The 24,239-nt window shown below is 70.8% G+C and carries 19 protein-coding genes and 1 tRNA gene; 12 read left to right on the forward strand and 8 right to left on the reverse strand.

Annotated features, from left to right (window positions below; genetic code table 11):
• Window positions 1-11 precede the first annotated feature (11 nt).
• A complete protein-coding gene (locus EOD42_RS04215) occupies window positions 12-1,151 on the forward strand; it encodes a muconate/chloromuconate family cycloisomerase (RefSeq protein ID WP_127786194.1) in 1,140 nt (379 codons plus the stop codon).
• A gap of 26 nt (window positions 1,152-1,177) precedes the next feature.
• On the forward strand, window positions 1,178-2,128 hold the full coding sequence (locus EOD42_RS04220) for a Bug family tripartite tricarboxylate transporter substrate binding protein (RefSeq protein ID WP_127786196.1): 951 nt from the start codon (window positions 1,178-1,180) through the stop codon (window positions 2,126-2,128).
• Window positions 2,129-2,226: 98 nt separating this feature from the next.
• On the opposite strand, the gene EOD42_RS04225 is transcribed toward EOD42_RS04220, so the two are convergent.
• Window positions 2,227-2,302 (reverse strand) — tRNA-Ala (locus EOD42_RS04225).
• Window positions 2,303-2,411: 109 nt separating this feature from the next.
• Between EOD42_RS04225 and EOD42_RS04230 the strand changes: the two genes are divergently transcribed.
• Window positions 2,412-3,122, forward strand: coding sequence for a CoA transferase subunit A (locus tag EOD42_RS04230; protein WP_127786197.1), 711 nt, complete (start codon window positions 2,412-2,414; stop codon window positions 3,120-3,122).
• A 12-nt stretch (window positions 3,123-3,134) separates the two neighbouring features.
• On the forward strand, window positions 3,135-3,776 hold the full coding sequence (locus EOD42_RS04235) for a CoA transferase subunit B (protein ID WP_127786199.1): 642 nt from the start codon (window positions 3,135-3,137) through the stop codon (window positions 3,774-3,776).
• On the opposite strand, the gene EOD42_RS04240 is transcribed toward EOD42_RS04235, so the two are convergent.
• Window positions 3,777-4,757, reverse strand: coding sequence for a class I SAM-dependent methyltransferase (locus EOD42_RS04240; RefSeq protein ID WP_127786201.1), 981 nt, complete (start codon window positions 4,755-4,757; stop codon window positions 3,777-3,779). It abuts the gene before it with no gap.
• 88 nt (window positions 4,758-4,845) lie between these two features.
• On the opposite strand from EOD42_RS04240, the gene EOD42_RS04245 reads away from it, so the two are divergent.
• Both EOD42_RS04245 and EOD42_RS04250 read left to right on the forward strand, forming a co-directional pair.
• On the forward strand, window positions 4,846-5,508 hold the full coding sequence (locus EOD42_RS04245) for a response regulator transcription factor (RefSeq protein ID WP_127786203.1): 663 nt from the start codon (window positions 4,846-4,848) through the stop codon (window positions 5,506-5,508).
• Complete coding sequence (locus tag EOD42_RS04250) at window positions 5,508-6,827, forward strand: sensor histidine kinase (protein WP_127786205.1); 1,320 nt, start codon at window positions 5,508-5,510, stop codon at window positions 6,825-6,827. Before EOD42_RS04245 ends, EOD42_RS04250 begins: the two co-directional genes overlap by 1 nt.
• A gap of 20 nt (window positions 6,828-6,847) precedes the next feature.
• On the opposite strand, the gene EOD42_RS04255 is transcribed toward EOD42_RS04250, so the two are convergent.
• Window positions 6,848-8,347: a 4-hydroxyphenylacetate 3-hydroxylase family protein gene (locus EOD42_RS04255; RefSeq protein WP_127786207.1), complete on the reverse strand. Its 1,500-nt coding sequence runs from the start codon at window positions 8,345-8,347 to the stop codon at window positions 6,848-6,850.
• A 106-nt stretch (window positions 8,348-8,453) separates the two neighbouring features.
• Here EOD42_RS04255 and EOD42_RS04260 point away from each other — a divergent pair, with 106 nt between their 5' ends.
• The 6 genes from EOD42_RS04260 to malQ all read left to right on the forward strand — a co-directional run bounded on the left by EOD42_RS04260 (window position 8,454) and on the right by malQ (window position 20,139).
• Entirely contained in the window at window positions 8,454-8,999 is a 546-nt protein-coding gene (locus tag EOD42_RS04260; protein WP_164867774.1) for a MarR family winged helix-turn-helix transcriptional regulator, read from the forward strand.
• 225 nt (window positions 9,000-9,224) lie between these two features.
• Window positions 9,225-11,666 carry a glycogen/starch/alpha-glucan family phosphorylase gene (gene glgP, locus EOD42_RS04265; protein WP_127786211.1) on the forward strand — a complete coding sequence of 814 codons (2,442 nt, stop codon included), beginning with the start codon at window positions 9,225-9,227 and terminating at the stop codon, window positions 11,664-11,666.
• Window positions 11,663-13,882: a 1,4-alpha-glucan branching protein GlgB gene (glgB, locus tag EOD42_RS04270; protein ID WP_127786213.1), complete on the forward strand. Its 2,220-nt coding sequence runs from the start codon at window positions 11,663-11,665 to the stop codon at window positions 13,880-13,882. The genes glgP and glgB overlap by 4 nt, the downstream gene beginning before the upstream one ends.
• Window positions 13,861-15,129: a glucose-1-phosphate adenylyltransferase gene (glgC, locus tag EOD42_RS04275; RefSeq protein WP_127786215.1), complete on the forward strand. Its 1,269-nt coding sequence runs from the start codon at window positions 13,861-13,863 to the stop codon at window positions 15,127-15,129. Before glgB ends, glgC begins: the two co-directional genes overlap by 22 nt.
• Complete coding sequence (glgA, locus tag EOD42_RS04280) at window positions 15,129-16,562, forward strand: glycogen synthase GlgA (RefSeq protein ID WP_164867775.1); 1,434 nt, start codon at window positions 15,129-15,131, stop codon at window positions 16,560-16,562. Before glgC ends, glgA begins: the two co-directional genes overlap by 1 nt.
• A complete protein-coding gene (gene malQ, locus EOD42_RS04285; RefSeq protein WP_127786216.1) occupies window positions 16,555-20,139 on the forward strand; it encodes a 4-alpha-glucanotransferase in 3,585 nt (1,194 codons plus the stop codon). Before glgA ends, malQ begins: the two co-directional genes overlap by 8 nt.
• A 1-nt stretch (window position 20,140) precedes the next feature.
• On the opposite strand, the gene EOD42_RS04290 is transcribed toward malQ, so the two are convergent.
• The 5 genes from EOD42_RS04290 to mntR all read right to left on the reverse strand — a co-directional run bounded on the left by EOD42_RS04290 (window position 20,141) and on the right by mntR (window position 24,225).
• Window positions 20,141-21,061, reverse strand: a complete 921-nt coding sequence (locus EOD42_RS04290; RefSeq protein WP_127786217.1) for an AEC family transporter — start codon at window positions 21,059-21,061, stop codon at window positions 20,141-20,143.
• Window positions 21,062-21,110: 49 nt separating this feature from the next.
• Window positions 21,111-21,743 (reverse strand): guanylate kinase, encoded by a 633-nt coding sequence (gene gmk, locus EOD42_RS04295; RefSeq protein ID WP_127786218.1) that lies wholly within the window; start codon window positions 21,741-21,743, stop codon window positions 21,111-21,113.
• A complete protein-coding gene (locus EOD42_RS04300) occupies window positions 21,733-22,623 on the reverse strand; it encodes a YicC/YloC family endoribonuclease (protein WP_240654874.1) in 891 nt (296 codons plus the stop codon). Before EOD42_RS04300 ends, gmk begins: the two co-directional genes overlap by 11 nt.
• Window positions 22,623-23,702 (reverse strand): 2-aminoethylphosphonate--pyruvate transaminase, encoded by a 1,080-nt coding sequence (locus tag EOD42_RS04305; RefSeq protein WP_127786219.1) that lies wholly within the window; start codon window positions 23,700-23,702, stop codon window positions 22,623-22,625. The genes EOD42_RS04300 and EOD42_RS04305 overlap by 1 nt, the downstream gene beginning before the upstream one ends.
• 76 nt (window positions 23,703-23,778) lie before the next feature.
• Window positions 23,779-24,225, reverse strand: coding sequence for a manganese-binding transcriptional regulator MntR (mntR, locus tag EOD42_RS04310; protein ID WP_127786220.1), 447 nt, complete (start codon window positions 24,223-24,225; stop codon window positions 23,779-23,781).
• Window positions 24,226-24,239 lie beyond the last annotated feature (14 nt).

The raw sequence follows: 24,239 nt of genomic DNA on the forward strand, positions 1-24,239 counted from the left end.
AGGAACGGGCCATGCTGCCCATCGAGCGCATCGAGGCGATCCCCGCCCGCGTGCCCACCATCCGCCCGCATCACCTGTCCTTCGCCACCGTGGATGCGATGGATGTGGTGATCGTGCGCGTCACCGCCGGCGGCATCGAGGGCTATGGCGAGGCCAGCACCATCGGCGGGCCGCGCTGGGGCGAGGAAAGCCCGGAGGGCATCGCGGCCATCGCCGGACACTATCTGGCAGAGGTAATGCTGGGCCAGGACGCCATGGCGCTGAACGCCGCCGAGGACCGCATCGCCCGCGCCGTGCGCGGCAACTACTTCGCCAAGGCAGCGCTGTGCATGGCGATCCATGACGTGGTGGCGCGGGCAAAGGGCATGCGGCTGGCCGACCTGCTGGGCGGCCCGCTTTCCACCGCCCTGCCCCTGGCCTGGACGCTGGCCAGCGGTGACACCGCGCGCGACATCGAGGAAGGCGAGCGCATGCTGGGCCTGCGCCGCCACCGTGACTTCAAGCTGAAGATCGGCGCCAAGGCGCCCGAGGTGGATGTGGCGCATGTCTCGGCCATCGCGCGGGCCTTCGCGGGGCGGGCCTCCATCCGGGTGGATGTGAACCAGGCCTGGGATGAGCCCACCGCCGCGCGCTGGCTGCCGGCTTTGAGCGATGCGGGCGTGACCATGGCCGAGCAGCCGGTGGCGGGCTGGAACGTGCCCGCCATGGCCCGGCTGCAGCGCGCCAACCCGCGCCTGGCCATCATGGGTGACGAGGGCATTGCGACCCCACAGGACGCCCAGCGCCATGTGACGGAGGCCGCCTGCCACGCCGTGGCGCTGAAGCCCGCCAAGCATGGCGGCGTGGCCGGCACCCGCGCGGTGGCCGCCATCGCGCGCACGGCGGGGCTCGGCCTGTATGGCGGCACGATGCTGGAGGGGACGATCGGCACGCTGGCGTCCCTGCATCTGTATTCGACCTTGGGCGAATACGCCTGGGGCACGGAACTGTTCGGGCCGCTGCTGCTGCGCGACAGCCTGGCCACCACCGCGATCGAGGTGCGGGACTTCGCGATCCACCTGCCGGAGGGGCCGGGCATCGGCACCGGCCTGGATGCCGACAAGCTGGAGCATTTCCGCACCGACCGCCGCCGCACGCTGGTGCCGGCCTGAATTGCGTTAACGAGGAAACGAAAAGAATGAACCGTCGCTCTCTGCTGGCCTTACCCGGACTGCTGGCTACCCCTGCCCTGGCGCAGAATTGGCCCACCCGGCCGCTGCGGCTGATCGTGCCCTTCCCGCCCGGCGGCGCCATCGATGCGATGACGCGGCTGCTGGCGCCGGCCATGGCCGATGCGCTGGGCCAGCCCTGCGTGGTGGAGAATCGCGGCGGCGCCGGCGGCACCATCGGCACGGAGGCCGCGGCGCGATCCGGTGACCAGGCGACGCTGCTCATGGTCTCCATGGCGCATGCGGTGAACCCGGCGCTGTACCCGCGCCTGCCCTATGACCCCGCCGACCTGGTGGCGGTGGCGCCGGTCGCGGTGGTGCCGAACCTGCTGGTGGTGCCGGCGGCCAGCCCGATCCGGGATGTGCGCGGGTTGATCGACGCTGCGAAGGCGCGGCCGGGGCAGATTTCCTATGCCTCGGCGGGGAACGGCACGTCGATCCATCTGGCAGGCGCGCTGTTCTGCGCGAGCGCGCGGGTGGAGATGACGCATATCCCGTATCGCGGCTCGGGGCCGGCCATCGCGGATCTGCTGGCGGGGCGGGTGGACACGATGTTCGACAGCGTGACGTCCTCGGCACCGCATATCGCCAGCGGCCGGCTGCGGGTGCTGGCGGCGACGACCACACGGCGCGCCCAGGCGTATCCGGATTTGCCGACGGTGGCGGAGGCGGGGCTGCCCGGTTACGCGGTGGACCCGTGGTTCGCGATGCTGGCGCCGAAGGATTTGCCGGGAGCGGCGCGGGAGAAGGTGGAAGCGGCGGTGCTGGCGGCGATGCGGGATGGGGGGATTCGCGAGAAATTCGCGGGGATCGGGGCGGAGCCGATGGAAGGCGGCGCCGACAGCCTGCAGCGGCTGATCGAGGCGGAGACGGTGAAGTGGGGAACCGTGGTGCGGGAGGCGGGGATCAGGGCGGATTGATCCGCCCCCACCGCCACAAAACCATCACGACACAAAAAAGCCCGGAGCATTCTAGAATGCTGCCGGGCCGGCGGTGGCTCTCAAGCCATTGAAACACCTGGTGGAGCTAATCGGAATCGAACCGACGACCTCTTGAATGCCATTCAAGCGCTCTCCCAACTGAGCTATAGCCCCACCGGGTGTGGGCGGGCTAATAGCGCCCCCAGCGACACCCCGCAACCCCTTCCCCCCAACCTTTTGCGCATCTAGTTTGCAACGCAGAACAGCGTGAGGTTCCCGTCCGATGGGCAAGGTCTATCCCGACGCCAAATCCGCCATGGCCGGCATCCTGCAGGATGGCCAGACAATCCTCTCCGGTGGCTTCGGCCTGTGCGGCATTCCGTCCGCACTGATCGACGCCATCGCCGCCTCAGGCGTGAAGGGGCTGACGGTCGTGTCCAACAATGCGGGCATCGACAATGAAGGGCTCGGCAAGCTGCTGCGCACCCATCAGATCAGGAAGATGGTCGCGAGCTATGTCGGCGAGAACGGCGAGTTCGAGCGCCAGTATCTGGCGGGTGAGCTGGAGGTGGAGTTCAACCCGCAGGGCACGCTGGCCGAACGCTGCCGCGCCGGCGGCGCCGGCATCCCGGCCTTCTACACCAAGACCGGCGTCGGCACCGCGATCGCGGAGGGCAAGCCCACCGCCGTGTTCGATGGCGAGACCTATCTGCAGGAACGCGGCATCTTCGGTGACGTCGCCATCGTCCACGCCTGGAAGGGCGACACCGAGGGCAACCTGATCTACCGGCACACCGCGCGGAACTTCAACCCGGTGATGGCCACCGCCGCGAAGATCACCGTGGCGCAGGTCGAGCACCTGGTGCCCGCCGGCACGCTGGACCCGGACAGCATCCACACCCCCGGCATCTTCATCAAGCGCATCGTGGAACTGCCCCAGGGCTACGAGAAGCTGATCGAGAAGCGCACCACCCGCAAGCGCGACGCGGCCTGAGGAGAGACGACCATGGCCTGGAATCGTGACCAGATGGCCGCCCGCGCGGCGCGTGAGCTGGAAGACGGCTTCTATGTGAACCTCGGCATCGGCATCCCGACGCTGGTGGCCAACCACATCCCCGACGGCATCTCCGTGCAGCTGCAGAGCGAGAACGGCATGCTGGGCATCGGCCCCTTCCCCTTCGAGGGCGAGGAAGATGCGGACCTGATCAACGCCGGCAAGCAGACCGTGTCGATGCTGCCGACCACCTCGATCTTCTCCTCCGCTGATTCCTTCGGGATGATCCGCGGCGGGCACATCGACCTGTCCATCCTGGGCGCGCTGCAGGTGGCCGAGAACGGCGACCTGGCGAACTGGATGGTGCCGGGCAAGATGGTGAAGGGCATGGGCGGCGCCATGGACCTGGTGGCCGGCGTGAAGCGCGTGATCGTGCTGATGGAACACACCGCCGGCGGCAAGCCCAAGCTGCTGAACAGCTGCACCCTGCCGCTGACCGGCCAGCGCGTGGTGGACACGCTGGTGACCGACCTCGGCTTCTTCACCATCGACAAGAAGGGCGACGGCGGCATCACGCTGATGGAGCTGGCCGATGGCGTGACGGTGGATGAGGTGAAGGCCAAGACGGAAGCCCCCTTCAAGGTCGGCTTCTGATCAGCCCCGCGCTGCCGCGGCGATGACCGCATCCGCCATCTCGCGGATGCAGTCATGGCGGCGGCAGACCAGATATTCGTCGATGTTGCGCCGCAGCCTGGCCACGCGCCGCCGCACCGGGCTGCCGGACAGCAGATAGGCGAGCGGCCGGGAGTCGCTGGTCACCAGCTGCCGCAGCCGCGCGGCCAGCGCGGCATCGGCGCCTGTCGGGGGCTCGTCATCCGGCCGCCATTTCCGCAGCACCAGAGAGGTGCCGCGGCCCTGCATCACCGTAAAGCCGCATCGCCAGGCCAGCAGCGCCAGGGTCTCCGGCGTGAAGTTCCAGATATGCGCGGTGTGGAACAGGTTGGCGGCCTGTTTCCGGGTGGCGGACAGGTCCGGCACCTCCAGGAACAGCAGCCCGTCCCCGGCGAGCCACCTATGGGCCAGGCGCAGCGCGCCCCAGGGGTCCGCCAGATGCTCCAGCACATGGTTCAGCGTGACCAGATCCAGGCTGCCCGGCATCACCTTCAGCGTCTCGAAGCCACCGCTCTCCACCTCGGCGCCATAGGTGCGGCGGGCGAATTCGGCATAGCCGAGATTGGGTTCGATGCCGCGCGCGCGGAACCCCATCCGGCCCATGACATGCACGAGCTCGCCGGAGGAAGCGCCGATATCCAGCACCCGCCCACCCGCCGGCAGCAGGGGCGCCAGCCGCGCGGCCCGGGCCAGCGCGCCGCGCACCGCCCGCAGCGCGTGCTTGCGCTTGGGCTCCCACCCGCCCTTGTAGTCCAGCCGGTAGCGCGTGGCGTAGAAGGCGGCCGTCTCCTCCGCGCTCGGCAGCGGGTGGTGGCTGACCAGCCCGCAGCCGGTGCACAGCACCGTGGTCAACGGCGTGAAGCCGCGGCCGCGCGTGGCCAGCACCTCTCGCTCGGTGCCGCCGCACAGGCGGCAGGGGGTGGTGGCGAATGGCGTGCCGGCGCGCATGGCGATCTCCCTCATGGCCCTGGGGCTGTAGAAGGCCGGCGGCACGCCGCGCTGATGCGGCCTGTCAGCGCATTGTCAGCCAAGGCAGGCTAAGGAGCGGGTGATGAAAATCCTGCTGGTGGAAGACGAGACCGAGATCGCCCGCGACCTGGCCCGCGTGCTGACGGGCGCGGGCTTCGCGGTGGAACACGCGCCCGATGGCGACACCGCCTGGCAGCGCGGCGGGGTGGAGCCCTTCGACGCCGCCCTGCTGGACCTCGGCCTGCCGCGCATCGACGGGCTGTCGCTGATCCGGCGCTGGCGGGCGGAGGGGGTGGGCTTTCCCATCCTGGTGCTCTCCGCGCGCGGGGGTTGGACCACGCGCGTGGAGGCGATCGATGCCGGCGCCGATGATTTCCTGGTGAAGCCCTTCGTGATGGAGGAGCTGGTCAGCCGCCTGCGGGCGGTGCTGCGGCGCGCGGCAGGGGCGGCGGCGAATGTGCTGGTGGCCGGTCCCCTCGCGCTCGACCTGCGCGGCCGGCGCCTGACGCTGGATGGCCGGCCGGTGGAGCTGACGCCGCTGGAATTCCGCCTGCTGGCCTATCTGATGCACCACCCGGGCCGCGCCGTGCACCAGACCGAACTGACCGAGCACCTCTACGCCGAGGAAGCCGAGCGCGGTGACAATGCGGTGGAGGCGCTGGTGGCCCGGCTGCGCCGCAAGATCGGCGCCGAGACCATCCGCACCCGGCGCGGCCATGGCTATGTGCTGGGGGGTTCGGGCTGATGCGCTCCCTGCGCGGGCGCTTCGCCGTGGTGGCGGTGGTCACGGCGCTGGCCACCGCCGGCGCGCTGGGCGCGGCCATGCAGGGCCTGTTCGAAAGCCATGTGGAGCGGGAGAAGCTGAGCGAGCTGGATGCCGACCTGCGGCTGCTGGCGCGGGAGCTGGTGGCCGGCGCCGACGCGCCCCCGCGGCTGGCGGACCCGCGCTTCCAGGAACCGCTCTCCGGCCTGTACTGGCAGGTACGGGACGAGCGCAGCGGGGCGGTGCGGCGCAGCCCGTCGCTGGCGGGTTTCGAGCTGCCCTTCCGGCCCGACACGCTGCACCCCGGCGAGTTGCACCGCCACATCGTCTTCGGACCGGGTGGCGGGAAGATGATCCTGCTGGAACGGCGGCTGGACGGGCCGGACACCCCCTTCCGCGTGGCCATCGCGATGGACCGCAAGATCATGGAGGCCGCGAACCGCGCCTTCGTGCTGGACATGCTGCCGGCGCTGGCAACGATCTCGCTGGGCTTGCTCGCCGCCTTCGGCTTGCAGGGCGCCATCGCGCTGTGGCCCATCCGGCGGGCGCGGCGCGCCCTGGCCGCCCTGCGCGCCGGCAGGCGCGACCGGCTGGGCGGCGCCCTGCCCGCCGAGCTGGACGGGCTGGCGCAGGAATTCGACGCCATGCTGGACCAGCAGCGGCAGCAGGCGCGGCGCGCCCGCGAACGCACCGCCGACCTGGCCCACGGCCTGCGCACCCCGCTCGCCCTGCTGGGCGCCCGCGCGCGGGACCTGCGGGAGCGCGGCGATGCCGAGAACGCCGCCGCCATCGAGGCCATCGCCGCCAGCCTGGAACAGCGCATGACGCGGGAACTCGCCCGCGCCCATATCCAGGCCGGAAGCGCCGCCGCGCGCACCGAGCTGGCGCCCCTGGCCGCCCGGCTGGCCGGCGCCATGGCGCGCACTCCGCGCGGCGAGGCGCTGCGCTGGTCCAGCGAGGTACCGGCCGGCCTGGTGCTGGCGGCGGAGCCGGAGGACGTGACCGAGCTGCTGGGCTGCCTGCTGGACAATGCGGCGAAATGGGCGCGCGGCCAGGTGGTGCTGCGCGCCTCGGCGGCCGAAGGGCATGTCACCCTGCTGATCGAGGATGACGGCCCGGGCATCCCGCCGCAGGAACGCCGGGCAGCACTGACCCGCGGCGGCCGCCTGGACCCGGCGCAGAGCGGTACCGGGCTGGGGCTGGCCATCGCGGGGGATATCGCGGCGGCCTATGGCGGGACGCTGGGGCTGGAGGAGTCCAGCCTGGGCGGTTTGGGCGTGCGCGTCGTTCTTCCGGCGTGATGTTCTTCAGAACAAGAAGATTATTCCCCCGCCAGTTCCCGGTCCACCATCGCCGTCGCCCGCTTGAAGTCATAGCAGCGGTACATGTTCTGCTTCACCAGGAACGACGCCCCGCCGTAGAACTTCTCATACTGCTGGTGGCGGTTGCCGAACTCGCTGCCGATGAAGTCCCAGGCCAGCCGCATCAGCGCGATGCGTTCCTTGGCGCCCATCACGCCCGAGCCCATGTAGCGCTCCACATCCCCCACCGTTTCCGGGCTCTGCAGATCCTTCACCGAGGACGGCATGGAGATCATCGCGGCCCCCGTCAGCTCGCGGATGATGTCCACCATGCGCGGGTTGTTCTCGGATTGCAGGGCCATCACCGCGTACAGGGACGCCCGGCAGGGCCAGATCACGCCCTTGTCGTCGATGGTGGCGCGGATCTCCTGCGCCTCCAGCATGGTCTCCACCGTCTGGGCCAGGGCCGCCAGCTCACCCATCTGGATCTGCACGGCGGGGTTGGCGTCGTTGCCGGTGGCTTCGTTCATGCGCTTGGCCAGGCCCATCATGAAGCGCAGCTTGGTCACATAGCGCGCCTGGGCCTGCAGGTTGCCGTAGGCGTGGCTGGGCGTCTTCCACCACTGCTCGAAGCAGACCTGCAGGTTGCGGTAGATGAACACCTGCTCCCAGGGGATGAACACGTTGTCCAGCACCAGGAAGCAGTCGCTCTCGTCGTATTTGCTGCTCAGCGGGTTGTCGAAGGCGTCCGGCGCCTGCAACGCGAAGGGGCGGCGCGGGTACAGCTTCAGGCCGGGGGCGTTGGCCGGGATGGCCACGCCGATCGCGTAGTTCTCATCACCCGGGCGCAGCGGGTGGATGCAGGAGACATAGATCCAGTCGGAGAACACACCCGCCGTGGCCAGCTGCTGCGCGCCGGAGACGACGATGCCCGCATCCGTCTCCTTCACCACGCCGGCATACAGGGTGGGGTCGGTCTGCTGGTGCGCGGGCTTGGAGCGGTCGATCTGCGGCGGGACGATCGCGTAGGTCATCCACTGGTGGTTGTCGCGCATGCGCCCGTAGAAGTTCACCACGTTGTCCGCGTACTGCTGCCCGCCTTGGGCGAACACCTCGGGCACGGCGGCATAGCCGGTGAAGAAGTTGGAGACGTGATCGGGCGTGCGGCCGATCAGGCCGTGGCTGACCTCGGACCAGGTCTCGCTGGCCAGGCGCTTGGCCTTCAGGTCCGCATGCGTCTTCGGGATCTGATAGGCGCGCCAGATGGGCTTGCCGGTCTCGGGGCAGGCATAGGTCATGCGGTCGCGCATGGCGGGGTCGGCCGCGATGTCGAACAGCTTGGCGGAGGAACGGGCGGCGCCGGCGAAGGCCGGGTGGGTGGCCACGTTCTTCACGCGCTCCCCATCCACCATCACGCAGCGGCCATCGTCCAGCGAGGCCAGGAAATCCGCGCCGGTGCGCAAGGGGGCGGGGCCTTTCGCGCGGGACTGGGCGGGCGGGGCTTCAGTCGTGATGGACATCGGGGCTCTCCGTGGCTCGGTGGATTTACCTACGATATGTAGGTATCGGCGCCGCCGTCAAATCCTTTTATGCTGGCCGCGCGAATCTTTCGGGGGCGGCCCAGGCATGGCGAAGAAGGCGTTACCGGCTGCCCACTACGTGCCGCCGCTGACGGTCTCCCACCCCGCGCTGCTGGCGGGCGGGCGGGATGTGGCCTTCCGGGAGACGCTGTACCTGATGGTTCTCACCCTCGGTCAGCTGCTGGATTGCCGTGAGGCCTTCGGCAGGCGCGCCGGCATGACGGGTTCCCAGTTCGCCGTGCTGTTCGGCGTCGCCTACAGCCAGGGTGCGGCCAAGGGGGCAAGCGGCGTGACCATCCGCGCCCTGTCCCACCATGTGCAGATGGCCGACACCCATGTGACGACGGAGGTGGGCCGCCTGACGCGGCGCGGCCTGCTGGAGAAGCGGCCCAACGCGGCGGATGGGCGCTCGGTCCTGGTCAGCCTCTCGCCCGAGGGGCGGGACATGGTGGAGGCCCTGGCGCCCTATATCCGCGCCGTGAATGATCGCCTGTTCGACGGCATCGGCGCGGAGGACATGGCAAGGCTGGGCGACATCCTGGGCAGGGTCGCCGCGAACAACCAGGCGGTGCTGGCGGCGTTGAAGGAATGATGCGCCATATCTTCCTGACAAGTTGTTGTTAAACGCCCGCCATCGCGGTGCGGTATGATCCCCGCCGCCGACCTGGCCTGAGAATACCCATGCCCACGCGTCCGATTTTTTGCCGCGGCGCGGAAAGCATTTGGTACCTCATGGACAGGTAGGTTCATCGTTGCCCCATGCCGGACCCGCGACGGCACGCACGACGCCATTAACCCGCCAGCCCCGGAGCCCGCCTTGACCCCGCCAGACACCGTCCTGCCTGTCGAAACCCAGGCCCTGCGCGACCTGATCATCCGGAAGCTGACCTACACGCTGGGCAAGCCGGTCACCGCCGCCCAGGACCGCGACTGGTTCGTGGCCACCGCCCTGGCCGTGCGCGACCGCATCACCGAACGCTTCCTGAAGCAGATGGAGATGAACCGCGGCAAGGCGAAGAAGCACGTCTACTACCTGTCGCTGGAGTTCCTGATCGGCCGCCTGCTGCGGGAAAACGCGAACAACCTGGGCCTGGTCGAGGAAATGCGCGAGGCGCTGGCCGATCTGGGTGTCACGACCGACCAGGCCCGCCAGGCGGAACCGGATGCCGCGCTCGGCAACGGTGGCCTGGGGCGGCTCGCGGCCTGCTTCCTGGAAAGCATGTCGAGCCTCGCCATCCCGGCCTTCGGCTATGGCATCCGCTATGACCACGGCCTGTTCCGGCAGATCCTGCGCGAAGGCTGGCAGCAGGAATTCCCGGAGGACTGGCTGAACTTCGGCAACCCCTGGGAATTCGCCCGGCCCGAGTTCCGCTATCGCGTGGGCTTCGGCGGCGAGGTCTCGGGCGACGACGACAGCGACAAGGCCACCTGGACGCCGGGCGAATGGGTGGACGCCGTCGCCTATGACGTGCCCGTGGTGGGCTGGCGTGGTGAGCACGTGAACCTGCTGCGGCTGTGGCACGCCCAGGCGCCGGACCCGCTGCGCCTGGATGCCTTCAACAGCGGCGACCACCACGGCGCGCTGGCCGAGCAGGTGCGCGCTGAATCCATCTCCAAGGTGCTGTACCCGGCCGATGACAGCCCGGCGGGCCAGGAGCTGCGGCTGCGCCAGGAATACTTCTTCACGGCCGCCGCCCTGGCCGATGTGTTGCGCCGCCAGGTGCGCCAGGCCGGCAGCGTCGAGACCCTGGCCGACCACGCCGCCATCCAGCTGAACGACACTCACCCGGCCATCGCGGTCGCGGAGCTGATGCGCCTGCTGGTCGACGAATACGGCCTGGCCTGGGCCAAGGCGTGGGAGGTGACGCGGGGCACCATTTCCTACACCAACCACACCCTGCTGCCGGAGGCGCTGGAATCCTGGCCGGTGCATCTGATGGAGCGCATGCTGCCGCGCCACATGCAGATCATCTACCGCATCAACGCCGAGCATCTGGACGGCGTGCGGGCGAAGTTCCCGGGCGATGACCGGCTGCTGTCCAGCGTCTCGCTGATCGGCGAGGACCATGGCCGGCGCGTGCGCATGGGCCACCTGGCCTTTGTCGGCAGCCATCATGTGAACGGCGTCTCGGCCCTGCATACCGGGCTGATGAAGCAGACGGTGTTCAGCGATTTCCATCGCCTGTTCCCCCACCGCATCGTCAACAAGACCAACGGCATCGCCTTCCGCCGCTGGCTGTTCCAGTGCAACCCGGGGCTTACCTCCCTGCTGGTGGATGCGCTGGGCCCGCGCGTGCTGGACGATGCGTCCGCGCTGACGGAGCTGCGCGGCATGGCCGATGACGCCATCTTCCAGGGCCGCTACGCCGCCGTGAAGCGCGCGAACAAGGAAGCCCTGGCCGTGATGATCCAGGAACGCACCGGCGTGCGGGTGGACCCGGCGGCCCTGTTCGACGTGCAGATCAAGCGCATCCACGAATACAAGCGCCAGCTGCTGAACGTGCTGCAGACGGTCGCGCTTTACGAAAGCATGCGCGCCCACCCCATGCGGGACTGGACGCCGGTGGTGAAGATCTTCGCCGGCAAGGCCGCCCCCGGCTATCACCGCGCCAAGCAGATCATCAAGCTGGCCTGGGATGTCGCGCGCGTCGTCAACCGCGATCCCGCGGTGCGCGGCCTGCTGAAGGTGGCCTTCATCCCGAACTACAACGTCTCCGCCGCCGAGGTGATCGTGCCGGCGGCCGACCTGTCGGAGCAGATCTCCACGGCGGGCATGGAGGCCTCGGGCACCGGCAACATGAAGCTGGCGCTGAACGGCGCGCTGACCATCGGCACGCTGGACGGCGCCACCGTGGAAATGGCCGAGCATATCGGCCACGAGCATCTTTTCCTGTTCGGTCTCTCGGCCGCCGAGGTGGCGGACCGCAAGGCCGAAGGCTGGAAGGGCAGCCGCGCCATCGCTGCCTCGGACACGCTGGGCGGGGTGCTGGACGCGATCGAGGGCGGCGTGTTCTCCCCCGACGACCGCACGCGCTACCGTGACTTGGTGGCCAGCCTGCGCGGCGATGACTGGTTCATGGTCACCGCCGATTTCGACAGCTATCTGGACGCCCAGAAGGATGCGATGACCCTGTACCGCGACACCACGGAATGGCGGCGCAAGGCCGTCCTGAACACCGCAGGCATGGGCTGGTTCTCCTCCGACCGCAGCATTTCCGAATACGCGAAGGAAATCTGGAACGTGCCCGTTTCCCGATGAGCGACTGGCGCGCCGGCGAGGAGGAAATCGAGGCGCTCCTCGCCGCGCGCCATCCGGACCCGTTCGCGCTGCTGGGGCCGCATGCGGCGGCCGGCGGCGTGGTCGTCCGCGCCTTCCTGCCGGGGGCGCAGGCGCTGGACATCCTGGTGGGCGATGCCGCCCACCCGCTGGCGCTGCGCCACCCTGAAGGGTTCTTCGAGGGGCTGGTACCCGCCGGCCCCTATCGGCTGCGCGTGGCCGGGCAGGAGCTGCTGGACCCCTATGCCTTCGGCCCCACCCTGGGCCCGATGGATGACCACCTGCTGGTCGAGGGCACGCATGCCCGGCTGTACGACCGGCTGGGCGCGCACCCCTGCACGCATGAAGGCGCCGCGGGCACGCGCTTCGCCGTCTGGGCGCCCGGCGCGCTGCGGGTTTCCGTGGTGGGTGAGTTCAACCATTGGGACGGCCGCCGCCACCCCATGCGCAAGCGCCTGGATTCCGGCCTGTGGGAGATCTTCCTGCCAGGCATCGGCGCCGGTGCGCGCTACAAGTTCGAGATACTGGGCCGCGACGGCGTGCTGTGCCCGCTGAAGGCGGACCCGCTGGGCATGGCGGCGGAGCTGCGGCCCGCCAATGCATCCATCGTGGCCGATGCGACGCCGCATGAATGGGGCGATGCCGCCTGGGTGGCCGCCCGCCGCGCGCAGGATGCCAGGCGCGCGCCGATGGCCATCTATGAGGTGCATGCGGCGTCCTGGCGGCGCCACCCCGACGGCCGCTTCTACAGCTGGGACGAACTGGCAGAGACGCTGATCCCCTATGCACTCGACCTGGGCTTCACCCATATCGAGCTGATGCCGGTGGCGGAGCATCCGCTGGATGCCAGCTGGGGCTATCAGCCGGTCGGGCTGTTCGCTGTCACGGCCCGGCACGGCCCGCCCGAGGGGCTGGCGCGCTTCATCGACCGCGCCCATGCGGCGGGCATCGGCGTGATCCTGGATTGGGTGCCCGCGCATTTCCCGCTGGATGCGGCGGGGCTGGCGCGCTTCGACGGCGGGCCGCTGTATGAGCCGCCGGACCCGCGCCGGGGCTTCCTGCCCAATTGGGGCACGGCGGTGTTCGATTTCGGCCGGAAGGAGGTGGCGGGATTCCTGGCCGCCAATGCGCTGTTCTGGCTGGAACGCTTCCACGCGGACGGGCTGCGGGTGGATGCGGTGCAGTCCATGCTCTACCTCGACTACGACCGCGCGCCGGGCGCCTGGGCCCCGAACGAGGACGGCACCCGCGTGAACCGGGAGGCCGTGGCCTTCCTGCGCCAGGCCAACGCGCTGGTGGCAGAACATGCGCCCGGCACCTTCACCGCCGCCGAGGAAGCGACCGACTGGAAGGGGATCACGGCAGCCGCCTCGAATGGCGGGCTGGGGTTCAACTTCAAGTGGAACATGGGCTGGATGAACGATACGCTGCGCTATGTGGCGACCGACCCCGTCCATCGCCGCTGGCACCACGACCTGGTCACCTTCGGCATGATGTATGCGTGGAACGAGGCCTTCATCCTGCCGCTGAGCCATGACGAGGTAGTGCACGGCAAGGGCACGCTGCTCGGGCGCTTGCCGGGCGATGACTGGCAGCGCTTCGCCACGCTTCGCTGCTACTACGCCTTCATGTGGGGGCATCCCGGCAAGAAGCTGCTGTTCATGGGCCAGGAATTCGCCCCCTGGCGCGAATGGTCCGAGGAACGCGAGTGCGACTGGTGGCTGCTGGCGCATGCGCCGCACCGGGGCATGCAGGGGCTGGTGCGCCGGCTGAACCAGCTGCACCGGACCATCCCCGCCCTGCATGCGCGTGACTGCGAGGCCGGCGGCTTCCAGTGGATCGAGCCGGACGATGCCGCGCATTCCACCTTCTCGTGGCTGCGCTTCGGGGATGCGGGCGATGCGCCGGTCGCGGTGCTGTGCAACTTCACGCCCATCCGGCGCCGCCTGCGCTTCGGCCTGCCCGTGGCCGGGCACTGGCGCGTGCTGCTCAGCACCGACGACGCCGGCTATGGCGGCACCGGAGAGGCCATCGAGGGCGAGCCCCTGGCCGAGCCCGTGCCCTGGCAGCGCCAGCCGGCCTCCGCACTGATCGACCTGCCGCCGCTTGGCGCGTTGTACCTGCAACCGGCGGAATGGCCGCCGGCAACTGATAAAGATCCGGAAGAAAGCACGACATGCCCGACGACCGTCCCGTGATCGGCCCGCCCTATGCGCGCCATGCCATGGCCTATGTGCTGGCGGGCGGGCGGGGCTCCCGGCTGCTGGAACTGACCGACCGGCGCGCCAAGCCCGCGGTCTATTTCGGCGGCAAGTCGCGCATCATCGACTTCGCGCTGTCCAACGCGATCAATTCCGGCATCCGGCGCATCGCGGTGGCCACGCAGTACAAGGCGCACAGCCTGATCCGCCACCTGCAGCGCGGCTGGAACTTCCTGCGCCCCGAACGCAACGAGACCTTCGACATCCTGCCCGCCAGCCAGCGCGTGGATGAGCGCAACTGGTACCTCGGCACGGCGGATGCGGTGTTCCAGAACCTCGATATCATCGAGGATTACGGCCCCCGCTTCATGGTCATCCTGGCGGGCGACCACATCTACAAGATGGACTACGAGAAGATGATCGCCCAGCACGTGGAGACGGGGGCGGATGTCACGGTCGGCTGCATCACCGTGCCGCGCATGGAGGCGACGGGCTTCGGCGTGATGCATGTGGACGAGCGCGGCCGCATCACCGATTTCGTGGAGAAGCCCAAGGACCCGCCGGCCATTCCGGGCCACCCGGACCTGTCGCTGGCGTCGATGGGCATCTATGTCTTCGGCTACAAGTTCCTGGCCGAGCAGCTGCGCCGCGACGCCGAGGATGCGGGGTCCAGCCATGATTTCGGCAAGGACCTGATCCCCTACATCGTGAAGCACGGCCGCGCCTTCGCGCATCGCTTCGAGGACAGCTGCGTGCGCTCGGGCGCAGAGGCCGAACCCTATTGGCGCGACGTGGGCACAGTGGATGCCTATTGGCAGGCGAACATCGACCTGACGGACGTGGTGCCGGACCTGGACCTGTTCGACCGCGCCTGGCCGATCTGGACCAATGCCGAGGTCACGCCGCCCGCGAAATTCGTGCATGACGTGGACGGGCGCAGGGGTGAGGCGGTGTCCTCGCTCGTCTCGGGCGGCTGCATCGTCTCGGGCGGGCGGGCGCGGCGGTCGCTGCTGTTCAGCGAGGTACACCTGCATTCCCATGCCGTGGTCGATGGCGCGGTGCTGCTGCCGCAGGTCGATGTCGGCCGCGGCGCGCGGCTGTGCAACGTGGTGGTGGACCGGGGCGTGCGCATCCCGGCCGGGCTGGTGGTGGGCGAGGACCCGGAGCTGGATGCCGCGCGCTTCCGCCGCACCGACAGCGGCGTGTGCCTCATCACCAAGACCATGATCGACAAGCTGTCCTGATGCTGCCTGTCCTGGCTGTCGCGTCGGAGCTGTATCCGCTGATCAAGACCGGGGGGCTGGCCGATGCGGCCGGCGCCCTGCCGGCGGCGCTCGCGCCGCAGGGCATCGCGGTGCGCACGCTGATCCCCGGCTATCCCAAGGTGCTGGCCGCGCTGGGCGGGGCGAGCACCGTGATGGACTGGCCCGAGCTGTACGGCGCGCCCGCCAGGCTGCTGGCGGCGCAGGCGGCGGGGCTGGATCTGCTGGTGCTGGACGCGCCGCACCTGTTCGACCGCGCGGGCGGCCCCTATGTCGGCACCAACGGCGCGGAGTTCGGCGACAACGCCATCCGCTTCGCGGCCCTGGGCCAGGCGGCGGCGCGCGCGGCGCGGGAGATGGGCTTCGCGGCGGTGCATGCGCATGACTGGCAGGCGGGGCTGGTGCCGGCCTATCTGCGCTTCGCGGAGCGGCCGATCCCGTGCCTGTTTACCATCCATAACCTGGCCTATCAGGGGAAGTTCGACACGGGGCTGTTCCCGCTGCTGGGCCTGCCGCCGGCCGCGCTCTCGACCCAGGGGCTGGAGTATTTCGGCGCCATCGGCTTCCTGAAATCCGGCCTGTGGTACGCGGATGCGATCAACACCGTCTCGCCCAGCTATGCCGAGGAAATCCTGACGCCAGAGGGCGGCATGGGCCTGGACGGGCTGCTGCGCGGGCGGCAGGGGGATCTGCACGGTATCCTGAACGGGCTGGATACCCAGGACTGGAACCCCGAGACCGACCCGCATCTGGCGGCGAATTTCTCGGCGCGCCGCCCGGCGCCGCGCGCGGCCAACAAGAAGGCCCTGCAGGAGAAGCTGGGCCTGGAGTTGAACCCCGACCTGCCGCTGTTCGCCTTCATCGGCCGGCTGGCCTGGCAGAAGGGTGCCGACCTGCTGCTGGGCGCCGCCCCGGCGCTGATGGAAGGCGGCGCGCAGCTGGTGATCCTGGGCTCCGGCGAGGCAGGGCTGGAGCATGCCTGCCGCGATTTCGCGGCGGCCAATCCCCGGCGTGGCGGGGTGTTCATCGGCTTTGACGAGGGCTTCGCGCGGCTGGTCTATGCCGGGTGCGACGCGCTGGTCGTGCCGTCCCGCTTCGAGCCCTGCGGGCTGGCGCAGCTGGCGGCCCTTCGCTACGGCGCGGTGCCCGTGGTGGCCCGCACCGGCGGCCTGGCCGACACCGTGATCGACACCAGCCACGCGGCGCTGGTGGCGGGCGCGGGCACCGGCGTGCAGGTCACGCCCGGCAGCATGCCGGCACTGGCGGCCGGGCTGCGGCGGGCGCTGGCCCTGTATGAGGTGAAGCCCGCCTGGCGCGGCATGCAGAAGCGCGCCATGGCCACCGATGTCTCCTGGGGGCCTTCCGCCGCGCGCTATGCCGGCATCCTGAAGGAGCTGGCGGCGCGCCATGCTTGAGGGGGCGCCCGCGCCGCTAGGCGTGCATCTGGTCGCGGGGGGTGCGAACATCGCCATCCCCGCACCGGGCGCCGAGGCGCTGGACCTGTGCCTGTTCCAGGATGGGCGCGAGACGCGGCTGCGCCTGCCAGCCCGCACCGGGGATGTGTTCCATGGCTTCGTGGCGGGGCTGGAGGCCGGCGCGCATTACGGGCTGCGGGCCGATGGCGGGCCCCTGCTGCTGGACCCCTGGGCGCGGCGGCTGGACCGGCACTTTGCCCCCGGTGTGATGCCGCTGGCGGTGCTGGAGGCGCCCCTGCCCCCCGCCCTGCCGCCGCCCTGCCCCGGCGCGCGGGTGATCTACGAGCTGCATGTGCGCGGCTTCTCCATGCGGAACCCGGCGGTGCCGGAGGAGCTGCGCGGCACCTTCGCGGGGCTCGGGCATCCCGCCTCGGTGGAGTATCTGCGGCGCCTGGGCGTCACCCATGTCGAGGTGATGCCCGCCGCCGCCTGGGCGGATGAGCGGCATCTGGGTCCGCTCGGGCTCGGCAATTACTGGGGCTATAACCCCGTGGGCTGGCTGGCGCCCGACCCGCGCCTGGCGCCGGGCGGCATGGCGGAGGTCCGCGCCGCCGTCGCCGCCCTGGCCGAGGCCGGGATCGGCGTGATCCTGGACGTGGTGCTGAACCACAGCGGCGAGGGCGACGAGCTGGGCCCCGTGCTGTCGCTGAAGGGGCTGGGCGACACGGCCTGGTATCGCGAGGCCGACGGCCGATACGTGAACGATGCCGGCTGCGGCAACATCCTGGCGCTGGACCGGCCCTTGCCCATGCGCCTCGCCATGGACGCCATGCGGCACTGGATCGTGCAGGCGGGGCTCGCGGGGTTGCGGCTGGACCTGGCGACCACGCTGGCCCGCCGCGCGGATGGCTTCGACCCCGACGCGCCCCTGATCCAGGCGATGCGGCAGGACCCCGTGCTGGCCCGCAGCTGGATCATCGCGGAGCCCTGGGACATCGGGCCGGGCGGCTATCGGCTGGGGGAATTCCCGCCGGGCTGGGGGGAATGGAACGACCGCTTCCGCGACGGCGTGCGCCGCTTCTGGCGCGGCGACGAGCATGTGCTGGGGGAGTTCGCGACGCGGCTCGCGGGGTCGCGCGACGTGTTCGGCGGGCGGGCCAGCGCGGAATCCGTGAACTACGTCACGGCGCATGACGGCTTCACGCTCGCTGATCTCGTCAGCCACGCCCACAAGCACAATGCCGCCAATGGCGAGGACAACCGCGACGGCACGGATGACAACATCTCCTGGAATCATGGCGTCGAGGGACCGAGCGATGAGCTGCGCGAGCGCCGCGCCGCCGATGCGCGCGCGCTGCTGGCCACGCTGCTGGCCGCGCGCGGCACGCCCATGCTGTCCATGGGTGACGAGGCCGGGCGCAGCCAGCAGGGCAACAACAATGCCTGGTGCCAGGACGGCCCGGTCTCCTGGTTCGACTGGGCGGGGGCCGATGCCGGGCTGACGGATTTCGTGGCCAGGCTGGTGGCGGCACGGCGGGCGCATCCGGCGCTGCATGCCGCGGCGCCCCTGCTGGGCGAGGCCGATGCCGGCGGCGAGTGCGATGCCGAATGGTTCGGGCTGGATGGCGCGGCGATGGACTGGCACAGCCACAACCCGCGCAGCCTGTGCCTGGTGCTGCACGCCGCCGGCGACCGCGTGGCGGTGGTGGTGCATGGCGGGTGGGAGCCCGCGGCCCTGACCCTGCCGCCCGCCCGCACCGGCTGGGAATTGCTGGCCGACAGCGCCGACCCCGCGCGCACCACCCCGCCGGACATGATGGCCCCGCGCAGCGTGCTGTGGCTGGCCGAGGCGCCCGCGCGCCGCGCGCAGGGCGCGCCCGATGCGGCCCTGCTGGCGGAGCTGGCCCAGGCGGCAGGCATCGCCACCAGCTGGCATGATGTGGACGGGCAGCGCCATGTCGTGCCGGCGGAAACGCTGCACGCGCTGCTGCCCCTGCTGGGCCTTCCGGCGGCCACCACCGCCCAGGCGCGCGACAGCCTGGCGCGGCGGCGGGCGCTGCCTCGGCCCGTGGCGCCCGAGGCCGGGCAATGCCATCCGCCGCCGCCCGGCCGCCACTGGGCGCTGATGGCCCAGGCCTTCGCCCAGCGCCACGCGCGGGACCAGGGCATCGGGGACTATACGGCGCTGGCCATGCTGGCCGACCGCGCGCCGGGGGCCTCGCTGATCGGCCTCAGCCCGCCGCACGCGCTGATGCCGGTGGAGCGCGAGCGCGCCAGCCCCTACCAGCCCTCGGACCGCCGCTTCCTGGAGCCGGTGCTGCTGGACGTGACGGCGCTGGAGGGCGTGGGTGCCGCGCTGAATGCCGCCGAGCCCGTCTTCGCCGCCCTGCGGCGTGGAGAGGTGGTGGACTACACCGCCGTCTGGGCCGCCAAGCGGCCGGTGCTGGAGGCGGCGTTCCGCGCCGCCCCGGATGCGGGGCGCGACGCCGGCGCGGCGCTGGCCGATTTCGCCGCGTTCAACGCGCTGTCGGAGCGTTTCGGCCCGCGCCGCCTGTGGCCCGCGGGCTTCGCGCATCCGGGCGATGCCGGCATGGCCGCCTTCCGTGCCGAGGCGGCGGAGGAGATCCGCTTCCACGTCTTTCTGCAGCAGCTGTGCGACCGGCAGCTGGGCATGGTGGCCGCCGCAGGGCCCGGCCTGTACCGGGACCTGGCGATCGGTGCCGCCCCGGACGGCGCCGAGGTCTGGTCGCAGCCCGGCATGTTCCTGCCCGGCTTCTCCATCGGCGCGCCGCCTGACCCGCTGGGGCCGCTGGGGCAGATCTGGGGCCTGCCGGTGCCCGCGCCGGAATGCGCGGAGGCCGGGCTTTCCGCCTTGCTCGCCGCCAACATGCGCCATGCCCGCGCCCTGCGGCTGGACCACGCCATGGGGCTGGAACGCCTGTTCGTGGTGCCGGAAGGCGGGCTGGCCGGTGACGGCTGCTATCTGCATTACGACGGCGCGGCCATGCTGGCGGCGCTGGCGCGCGAAAGCCGCGCCGCGCGATGCGCGGTGGTGGGCGAGGCACTGGGCACCGTGCCCGGCGGCTTCCCCGAACGGCTGGCCGCCGCCCAGGTGCTGGCCTATCGCGTGCTGTGGTTCGAGCGGGACGGCATGGCATTCCGCCCGCCCGGGCAATGGCCGGAATTCGCGGCGGGCTGTGTCTCCACCCATGACCTGCCGCCGCTGGCGGGCTGGTGGGAAGGGGCCGATATCGCGGAGGCCGAGGCGCTGGGCCTGCCGGCCAGCGCCACCCGCGCCGAGGACCGCGCGGCGCTGGCCGAAGCCTGCGGCATCGAGGATGGCCCGTATTCGCCCGAGGTCGCGGCGGCGGTGCATGGCTTTGTGGCCGGCAGCCCCACCACGCTGATGCTGGTGCAGGCGGAGGATCTGGCCGGCGAGACCATCGGCGTGAACCTGCCGGGCACCGATACCGAGCGGCCGAACTGGCGGCGAAGGCTGGGGGTGGAGGCGGACAAGTTGTTCGAGACGCCGGTGGCGCAGGCGATTGTGGGCGCGCTGGGGGACAGGGTGAAGTGATCTATCCCAGCAGCGCCAGCAGAATACTCAACGTCAGCACCCCCAGCAGCGAACTGCCCAGCACCACAGCCCCGCTCTCGGCCTGCCCCACGCCATAGCGCGCGGCCAGCATGAAGGCGTTGGCGCCGGTGGGCAGGGCGGCCGTCAGCGTCGCCACCGAGGTCTCCAGCGGCGGCAGGCCCAGCAGGTGGCACATGCCGAACACGGCGGCGGGGAAGACCGCCAGCTTCACCGTGACCGAGGCGATCATGTGCTTCCACGCCGAGGCCAGGTTGAACCCCACCAGCGAGGCCCCCAGGCAGAACAGCGCGGCGGGCGGGGCGGCGGCACCCAGCATCTCGAGCGTGCGGCGGCCGAAGGCGGGCATGGGAATGCCCAGCAGGTTCCACACCAGCCCCGCCATCACCGCCACCACGATGGGGTTGCGCAGCACGCCCTTCAGGGCGCTGCGGACCAGCAGCAGGGGGCGCGCCTTCGCATGCAGCCCGATCTCGGCCACCACCGTGGCCGTGGTCAGGAACAGCATGGGGTGCAGCGCCAGGATGATCAGGAAGATCGACAGGCCCGGCTGGCCGTACTGCGCGAAGACGATGGGAATGCCCATCATGACCGTGTTGCCGAACACGCAGTCCAGCGCGGTCATGCCGGCATGCGGCAGGTCGCGGCCCGACAGCCGCGCCACGATCAGCACCAGCGCATAGACGAGTGCGGCGGTACCGAAGAAGGCGACGGCCACCATGCCGCCACCCCCGCCCTCTCCGCGCGTGCCGGCATTGAACAGCAGGGCGGGCGCGGCGAAGCTGAACACGAAGCGGTTTATGCCGCGCAGCCCCGCCGCGTCCAGGAAACGCAGCCGCATCGTGCCCCAGCCCATGCCCACGATCAGGAACACGGGCAGCACCGTGGCGAGGATGCGCTCCATCAGAGCCCGATCCGCAGAGGCCCGAAGGGGCCGGCGCGGTGAATCGGCCTCACGGCGTGCCCAGCGTGGCGACGAAGGCGGCCAGCCCCGGCTGGCGCGCGCGGGTGGTGCGGGCGGCGGCCAGGATGGAGCGCACGCCCTCCACCGTCGCCGCGAAATCGTCGTTGATCAGCACATGGTCCGCGTCGGTCCAGTGCGCGATCTCGTCGCGGGCGGCGGCCATGCGCTTGGCCACCTCGGCCTCGCTGTCCTGGCCGCGGGCGCCGAGGCGGCGCTCCAGCTCGCCCAGGCTCGGCGGCAGCAGGTGCACGCACACCACGTCATCCGGCAGGGCGGCGCGCAGCTTCAGGTGGCCCTGCCAGTCGATGTCGAACAGCACGTCATGGCCGCTGGCCAGCGCCTGCTCCACCGCCGCGCGGGGGGTGCCGTAATAGCGGCCGAACACCTCGGCCCATTCCAGCAGCTCGCCGGCGGCGATCATGCGCTGGAACTCCGGGATATCCTTGAAGAAGTAGTGGATGCCCTCGTCCTCACCCGGGCGGGGGGCGCGGGTGGTGGCGCTGACGGACAGCTTCAGCGCCTTTTCCGATTGCAGCAGCGCACGGGAGACGGAGGATTTGCCGGCGCCGGAGGCCGCGCAGAGCACCAGGCATACGCCGCGCCGGGGCATTTCATTCGACATTGGCGGATTGTTCCTTCAGGCGCTCGATCGCGGCCTTGAGCGAGAGGCCGGCGCGCGTAAGGCCGACCGTGGCGGATTTGCTGCAAAGCGTGTTGGCCTCGCGCACGAATTCCTGGGTCAGGAATTCCAGCTTGCGGCCCACCGCGTCGCCATCGGCCAGCAGGGCGCGGGCGGCGGTGATGTGGCTGTTCAGGCGGTCCAGCTCCTCCCGCACGTCGCTGCGGGCGGCGAGCAGGGCGACTTCCTGGGCCAGCCGCTCCTCGGGGATGCGGGAGCGGGATTCGGTGTCGAGCAATTGCGCGATGTTTTCCAGCAGCCGCGCGCGCTGGGCCTCCGGCTGGCCGGCGGCCTCGCGGGAGGCTTCCTCGGTCAGGGCCGCGATCTCGTCCAGCAAGGCGGACAGGATGGCGGCCAGCCGCGCGCCCTCTGCCCCGCGTGAGGCGATGAGGCCGTCCACCGCGCGGGCGAAGGACATTTCCAGCACCACGCGGGTGGCGGCGTCCGCGGCCTCATCGGGTTCGGGCGCGTCATTGCGCAGCACGCCGGGCAGGGTCAGCAGGGCCTCGGCGCGCGGGGGTGTGGCGCCGGGGATGCGGGCCGCGACGTCCAGCGCCAGCTTCAGCATGCGCTCCAGCGTGGGCTCGTCCACGCGCAGTTCGGGGCGGGCCTCACGCTTCATCACCAGCGCGACCTGGACATTGCCGCGCTTCAGCTTCTTCGAGGCGGCGTCACGCAGGGGAGCTTCCAGCGCCTCCTGCCCGTGGGGCAGGCGGAACCGGACATCGAGGCCGCGGCCGTTGACGCTCTTGATCTCCCACAGGAAGGCCGTGCCGTCGGAAAGCGACCCGCTTTCCCGCGCGAAACCCGTCATCGAGAGCATCAGGCGGCGACCAGAATGTCAGCGAGGGCCGCCATCGCCTGCTCGCATTCGGCGGTGCTGACGGCGCCGATGCAGCCGATGCGGATGGTGGGCGTCTCGGTGGTGTAGAAGTTGCTGATCAGCACGCCGCGCGCCTTCAGCGCATCCACGAAGCCTTGCAGGTCGAAGCCCGGCGGCTGGTGGACGGTGACGATGATCGGGCCCTGCTCGGCCTGGGTCAGATAGGGGCGCAGGCCCGCCTTCATGCAGCCTTCGTAGATGGTGCGCATGTTGGCCTGGTAGCGCGCGAGGCGGGCGGGCTGGCCGCCTTCCTCGTCATACAGGTCAAGCGCCACGCCGAAGGCCGCCAGCGCCTGCACCGGGGGCGTGAAGCGGAAGCTGCCGGGGCCGGCGCGCAGGGCGTGCTGCCAGACATCATGCAGGTCGAAGCTCCAGGACCCGGCGCGGCCGGCTTCCAGCGCATCGGTGCGGGCGACGGCGAAGGCGATGCCGGGCAGGCCCTCGATGCATTTGTTGCTGGTGAACACCACCGCGTCGCATTCCGGGTAGTCGGCCAGGGTGAAGGGCAGCGCGCCGAAGCAGGAAATCGAGTCCAGAATCAGCCGCTTGCCGGCGGCGCGCAGCACGGGGCCCGCGATTTCAGGGCGGTTGATGATGCCGGTGCCCGTCTCGTGATGGACCATGGCGAAGTGGCGGGCATCGGGGTGGGCGTCGATCGCGGCCTGCACGTCCTCGGCCGTGATGCCGCGCGTGTCGGGCACGGGCCAGGTGTGGACCACGCGCCCGGCGGCGCGGGCCAGCTTGGTGATGCGGTCCGCATAGGCGCCGTTATAGGGGACGATGATCGCCTCGCCCGCCGGCACCAGGGAGCGGATGGTGGCCTCCACGATGAAGTGGCCGGCGCCCTGCAGCGGCAGGCAGGCGTGGATGGCCGGGTCGCCGCCGGCCAGCGCCAGCACGCGCTCACGGATGCGGGCGTAGACGGCGCGGAAGTCATTGTCCCACGGCGCGATGTCCTGGGCGGCGGCGGCACGGGTTTCGGGCCGCGTCTGCACGGGGCCAGGCGTGAGGAGGATCATGGCGCGCAAAATACGCGAGGTCGCGCGGGGCCGGAATGCGGGGATTCGGCATGGCTGGGGGTGTGGGGCGCGGGGCTCACCGCCCTTCCAGAAACTTCCCGAACACCGCCAGCGCCTTGTCGCTCACATGGTGCTCCAGCCCTTCGGCGTCCTGCTCGGCCGTTTCGGCATCCAGGCCCAGCGCGATCAGGAAGCGCACCAGAAGCTCATGCCGGGCGCGGGCGGCGGCCGCCATCTGTTGCCCGGCCTCGGTCAGGAACAGGCCGCGATAGGGCTGGGTCTCCACCAGCCCGTCGCGTTGCAGGCGCGCCACCGTGGCGGTGACGGTGGCCTGCGACACGCCCATGCGCCGGGCGATCACCACCGCGCGGGCTTCCTTCTCCTCCCGGATCAGGTCCGCGATCAGCTCCACGTAATCCTCGGCCGTGGCGGCGCGGTCCGCCTCGCGCTGGCGGGCGAAGCGGCTGGCCTGGGCCTCGGCGCTGGGCAGGCAGCGCGCAGGATCGGGGCGTCTGGTGGGCATCGGCGTCACTTAGC

This window comes from Rhodovarius crocodyli (genome assembly GCF_004005855.1).
Taxonomy (GTDB): Bacteria; Pseudomonadota; Alphaproteobacteria; order Acetobacterales; family Acetobacteraceae; genus Rhodovarius; species Rhodovarius crocodyli.

What these genes read in the sequence shown, in the direction of transcription:
- EOD42_RS04240 (WP_127786201.1), bottom strand. Translation starts at nt 4,757, where the DNA reads ATGAGGGAGATCGCCATGCGCGCCGGCACGCCATTCGCCACCACCCCC.
- EOD42_RS04290 (WP_127786217.1), bottom strand. Translation starts at nt 21,061, where the DNA reads ATGGAGCGCATCCTCGCCACGGTGCTGCCCGTGTTCCTGATCGTGGGC.
- EOD42_RS04250 (WP_127786205.1), top strand. Translation starts at nt 5,508, where the DNA reads ATGCGCTCCCTGCGCGGGCGCTTCGCCGTGGTGGCGGTGGTCACGGCG.
- EOD42_RS04220 (WP_127786196.1), top strand. Translation starts at nt 1,178, where the DNA reads ATGAACCGTCGCTCTCTGCTGGCCTTACCCGGACTGCTGGCTACCCCT.
- glgA (WP_164867775.1), top strand. Translation starts at nt 15,129, where the DNA reads ATGCTGCCTGTCCTGGCTGTCGCGTCGGAGCTGTATCCGCTGATCAAG.
- EOD42_RS04230 (WP_127786197.1), top strand. Translation starts at nt 2,412, where the DNA reads ATGGGCAAGGTCTATCCCGACGCCAAATCCGCCATGGCCGGCATCCTG.
- EOD42_RS04260 (WP_164867774.1), top strand. Translation starts at nt 8,454, where the DNA reads ATGGCGAAGAAGGCGTTACCGGCTGCCCACTACGTGCCGCCGCTGACG.
- EOD42_RS04305 (WP_127786219.1), bottom strand. Translation starts at nt 23,702, where the DNA reads ATGATCCTCCTCACGCCTGGCCCCGTGCAGACGCGGCCCGAAACCCGT.
- EOD42_RS04300 (WP_240654874.1), bottom strand. Translation starts at nt 22,623, where the DNA reads ATGCTCTCGATGACGGGTTTCGCGCGGGAAAGCGGGTCGCTTTCCGAC.
- EOD42_RS04215 (WP_127786194.1), top strand. Translation starts at nt 12, where the DNA reads ATGCTGCCCATCGAGCGCATCGAGGCGATCCCCGCCCGCGTGCCCACC.
- gmk (WP_127786218.1), bottom strand. Translation starts at nt 21,743, where the DNA reads ATGTCGAATGAAATGCCCCGGCGCGGCGTATGCCTGGTGCTCTGCGCG.
- EOD42_RS04235 (WP_127786199.1), top strand. Translation starts at nt 3,135, where the DNA reads ATGGCCTGGAATCGTGACCAGATGGCCGCCCGCGCGGCGCGTGAGCTG.
- EOD42_RS04255 (WP_127786207.1), bottom strand. Translation starts at nt 8,347, where the DNA reads ATGTCCATCACGACTGAAGCCCCGCCCGCCCAGTCCCGCGCGAAAGGC.
- malQ (WP_127786216.1), top strand. Translation starts at nt 16,555, where the DNA reads ATGCTTGAGGGGGCGCCCGCGCCGCTAGGCGTGCATCTGGTCGCGGGG.
- glgC (WP_127786215.1), top strand. Translation starts at nt 13,861, where the DNA reads ATGCCCGACGACCGTCCCGTGATCGGCCCGCCCTATGCGCGCCATGCC.
- mntR (WP_127786220.1), bottom strand. Translation starts at nt 24,225, where the DNA reads ATGCCCACCAGACGCCCCGATCCTGCGCGCTGCCTGCCCAGCGCCGAG.
- EOD42_RS04245 (WP_127786203.1), top strand. Translation starts at nt 4,846, where the DNA reads ATGAAAATCCTGCTGGTGGAAGACGAGACCGAGATCGCCCGCGACCTG.
- glgB (WP_127786213.1), top strand. Translation starts at nt 11,663, where the DNA reads ATGAGCGACTGGCGCGCCGGCGAGGAGGAAATCGAGGCGCTCCTCGCC.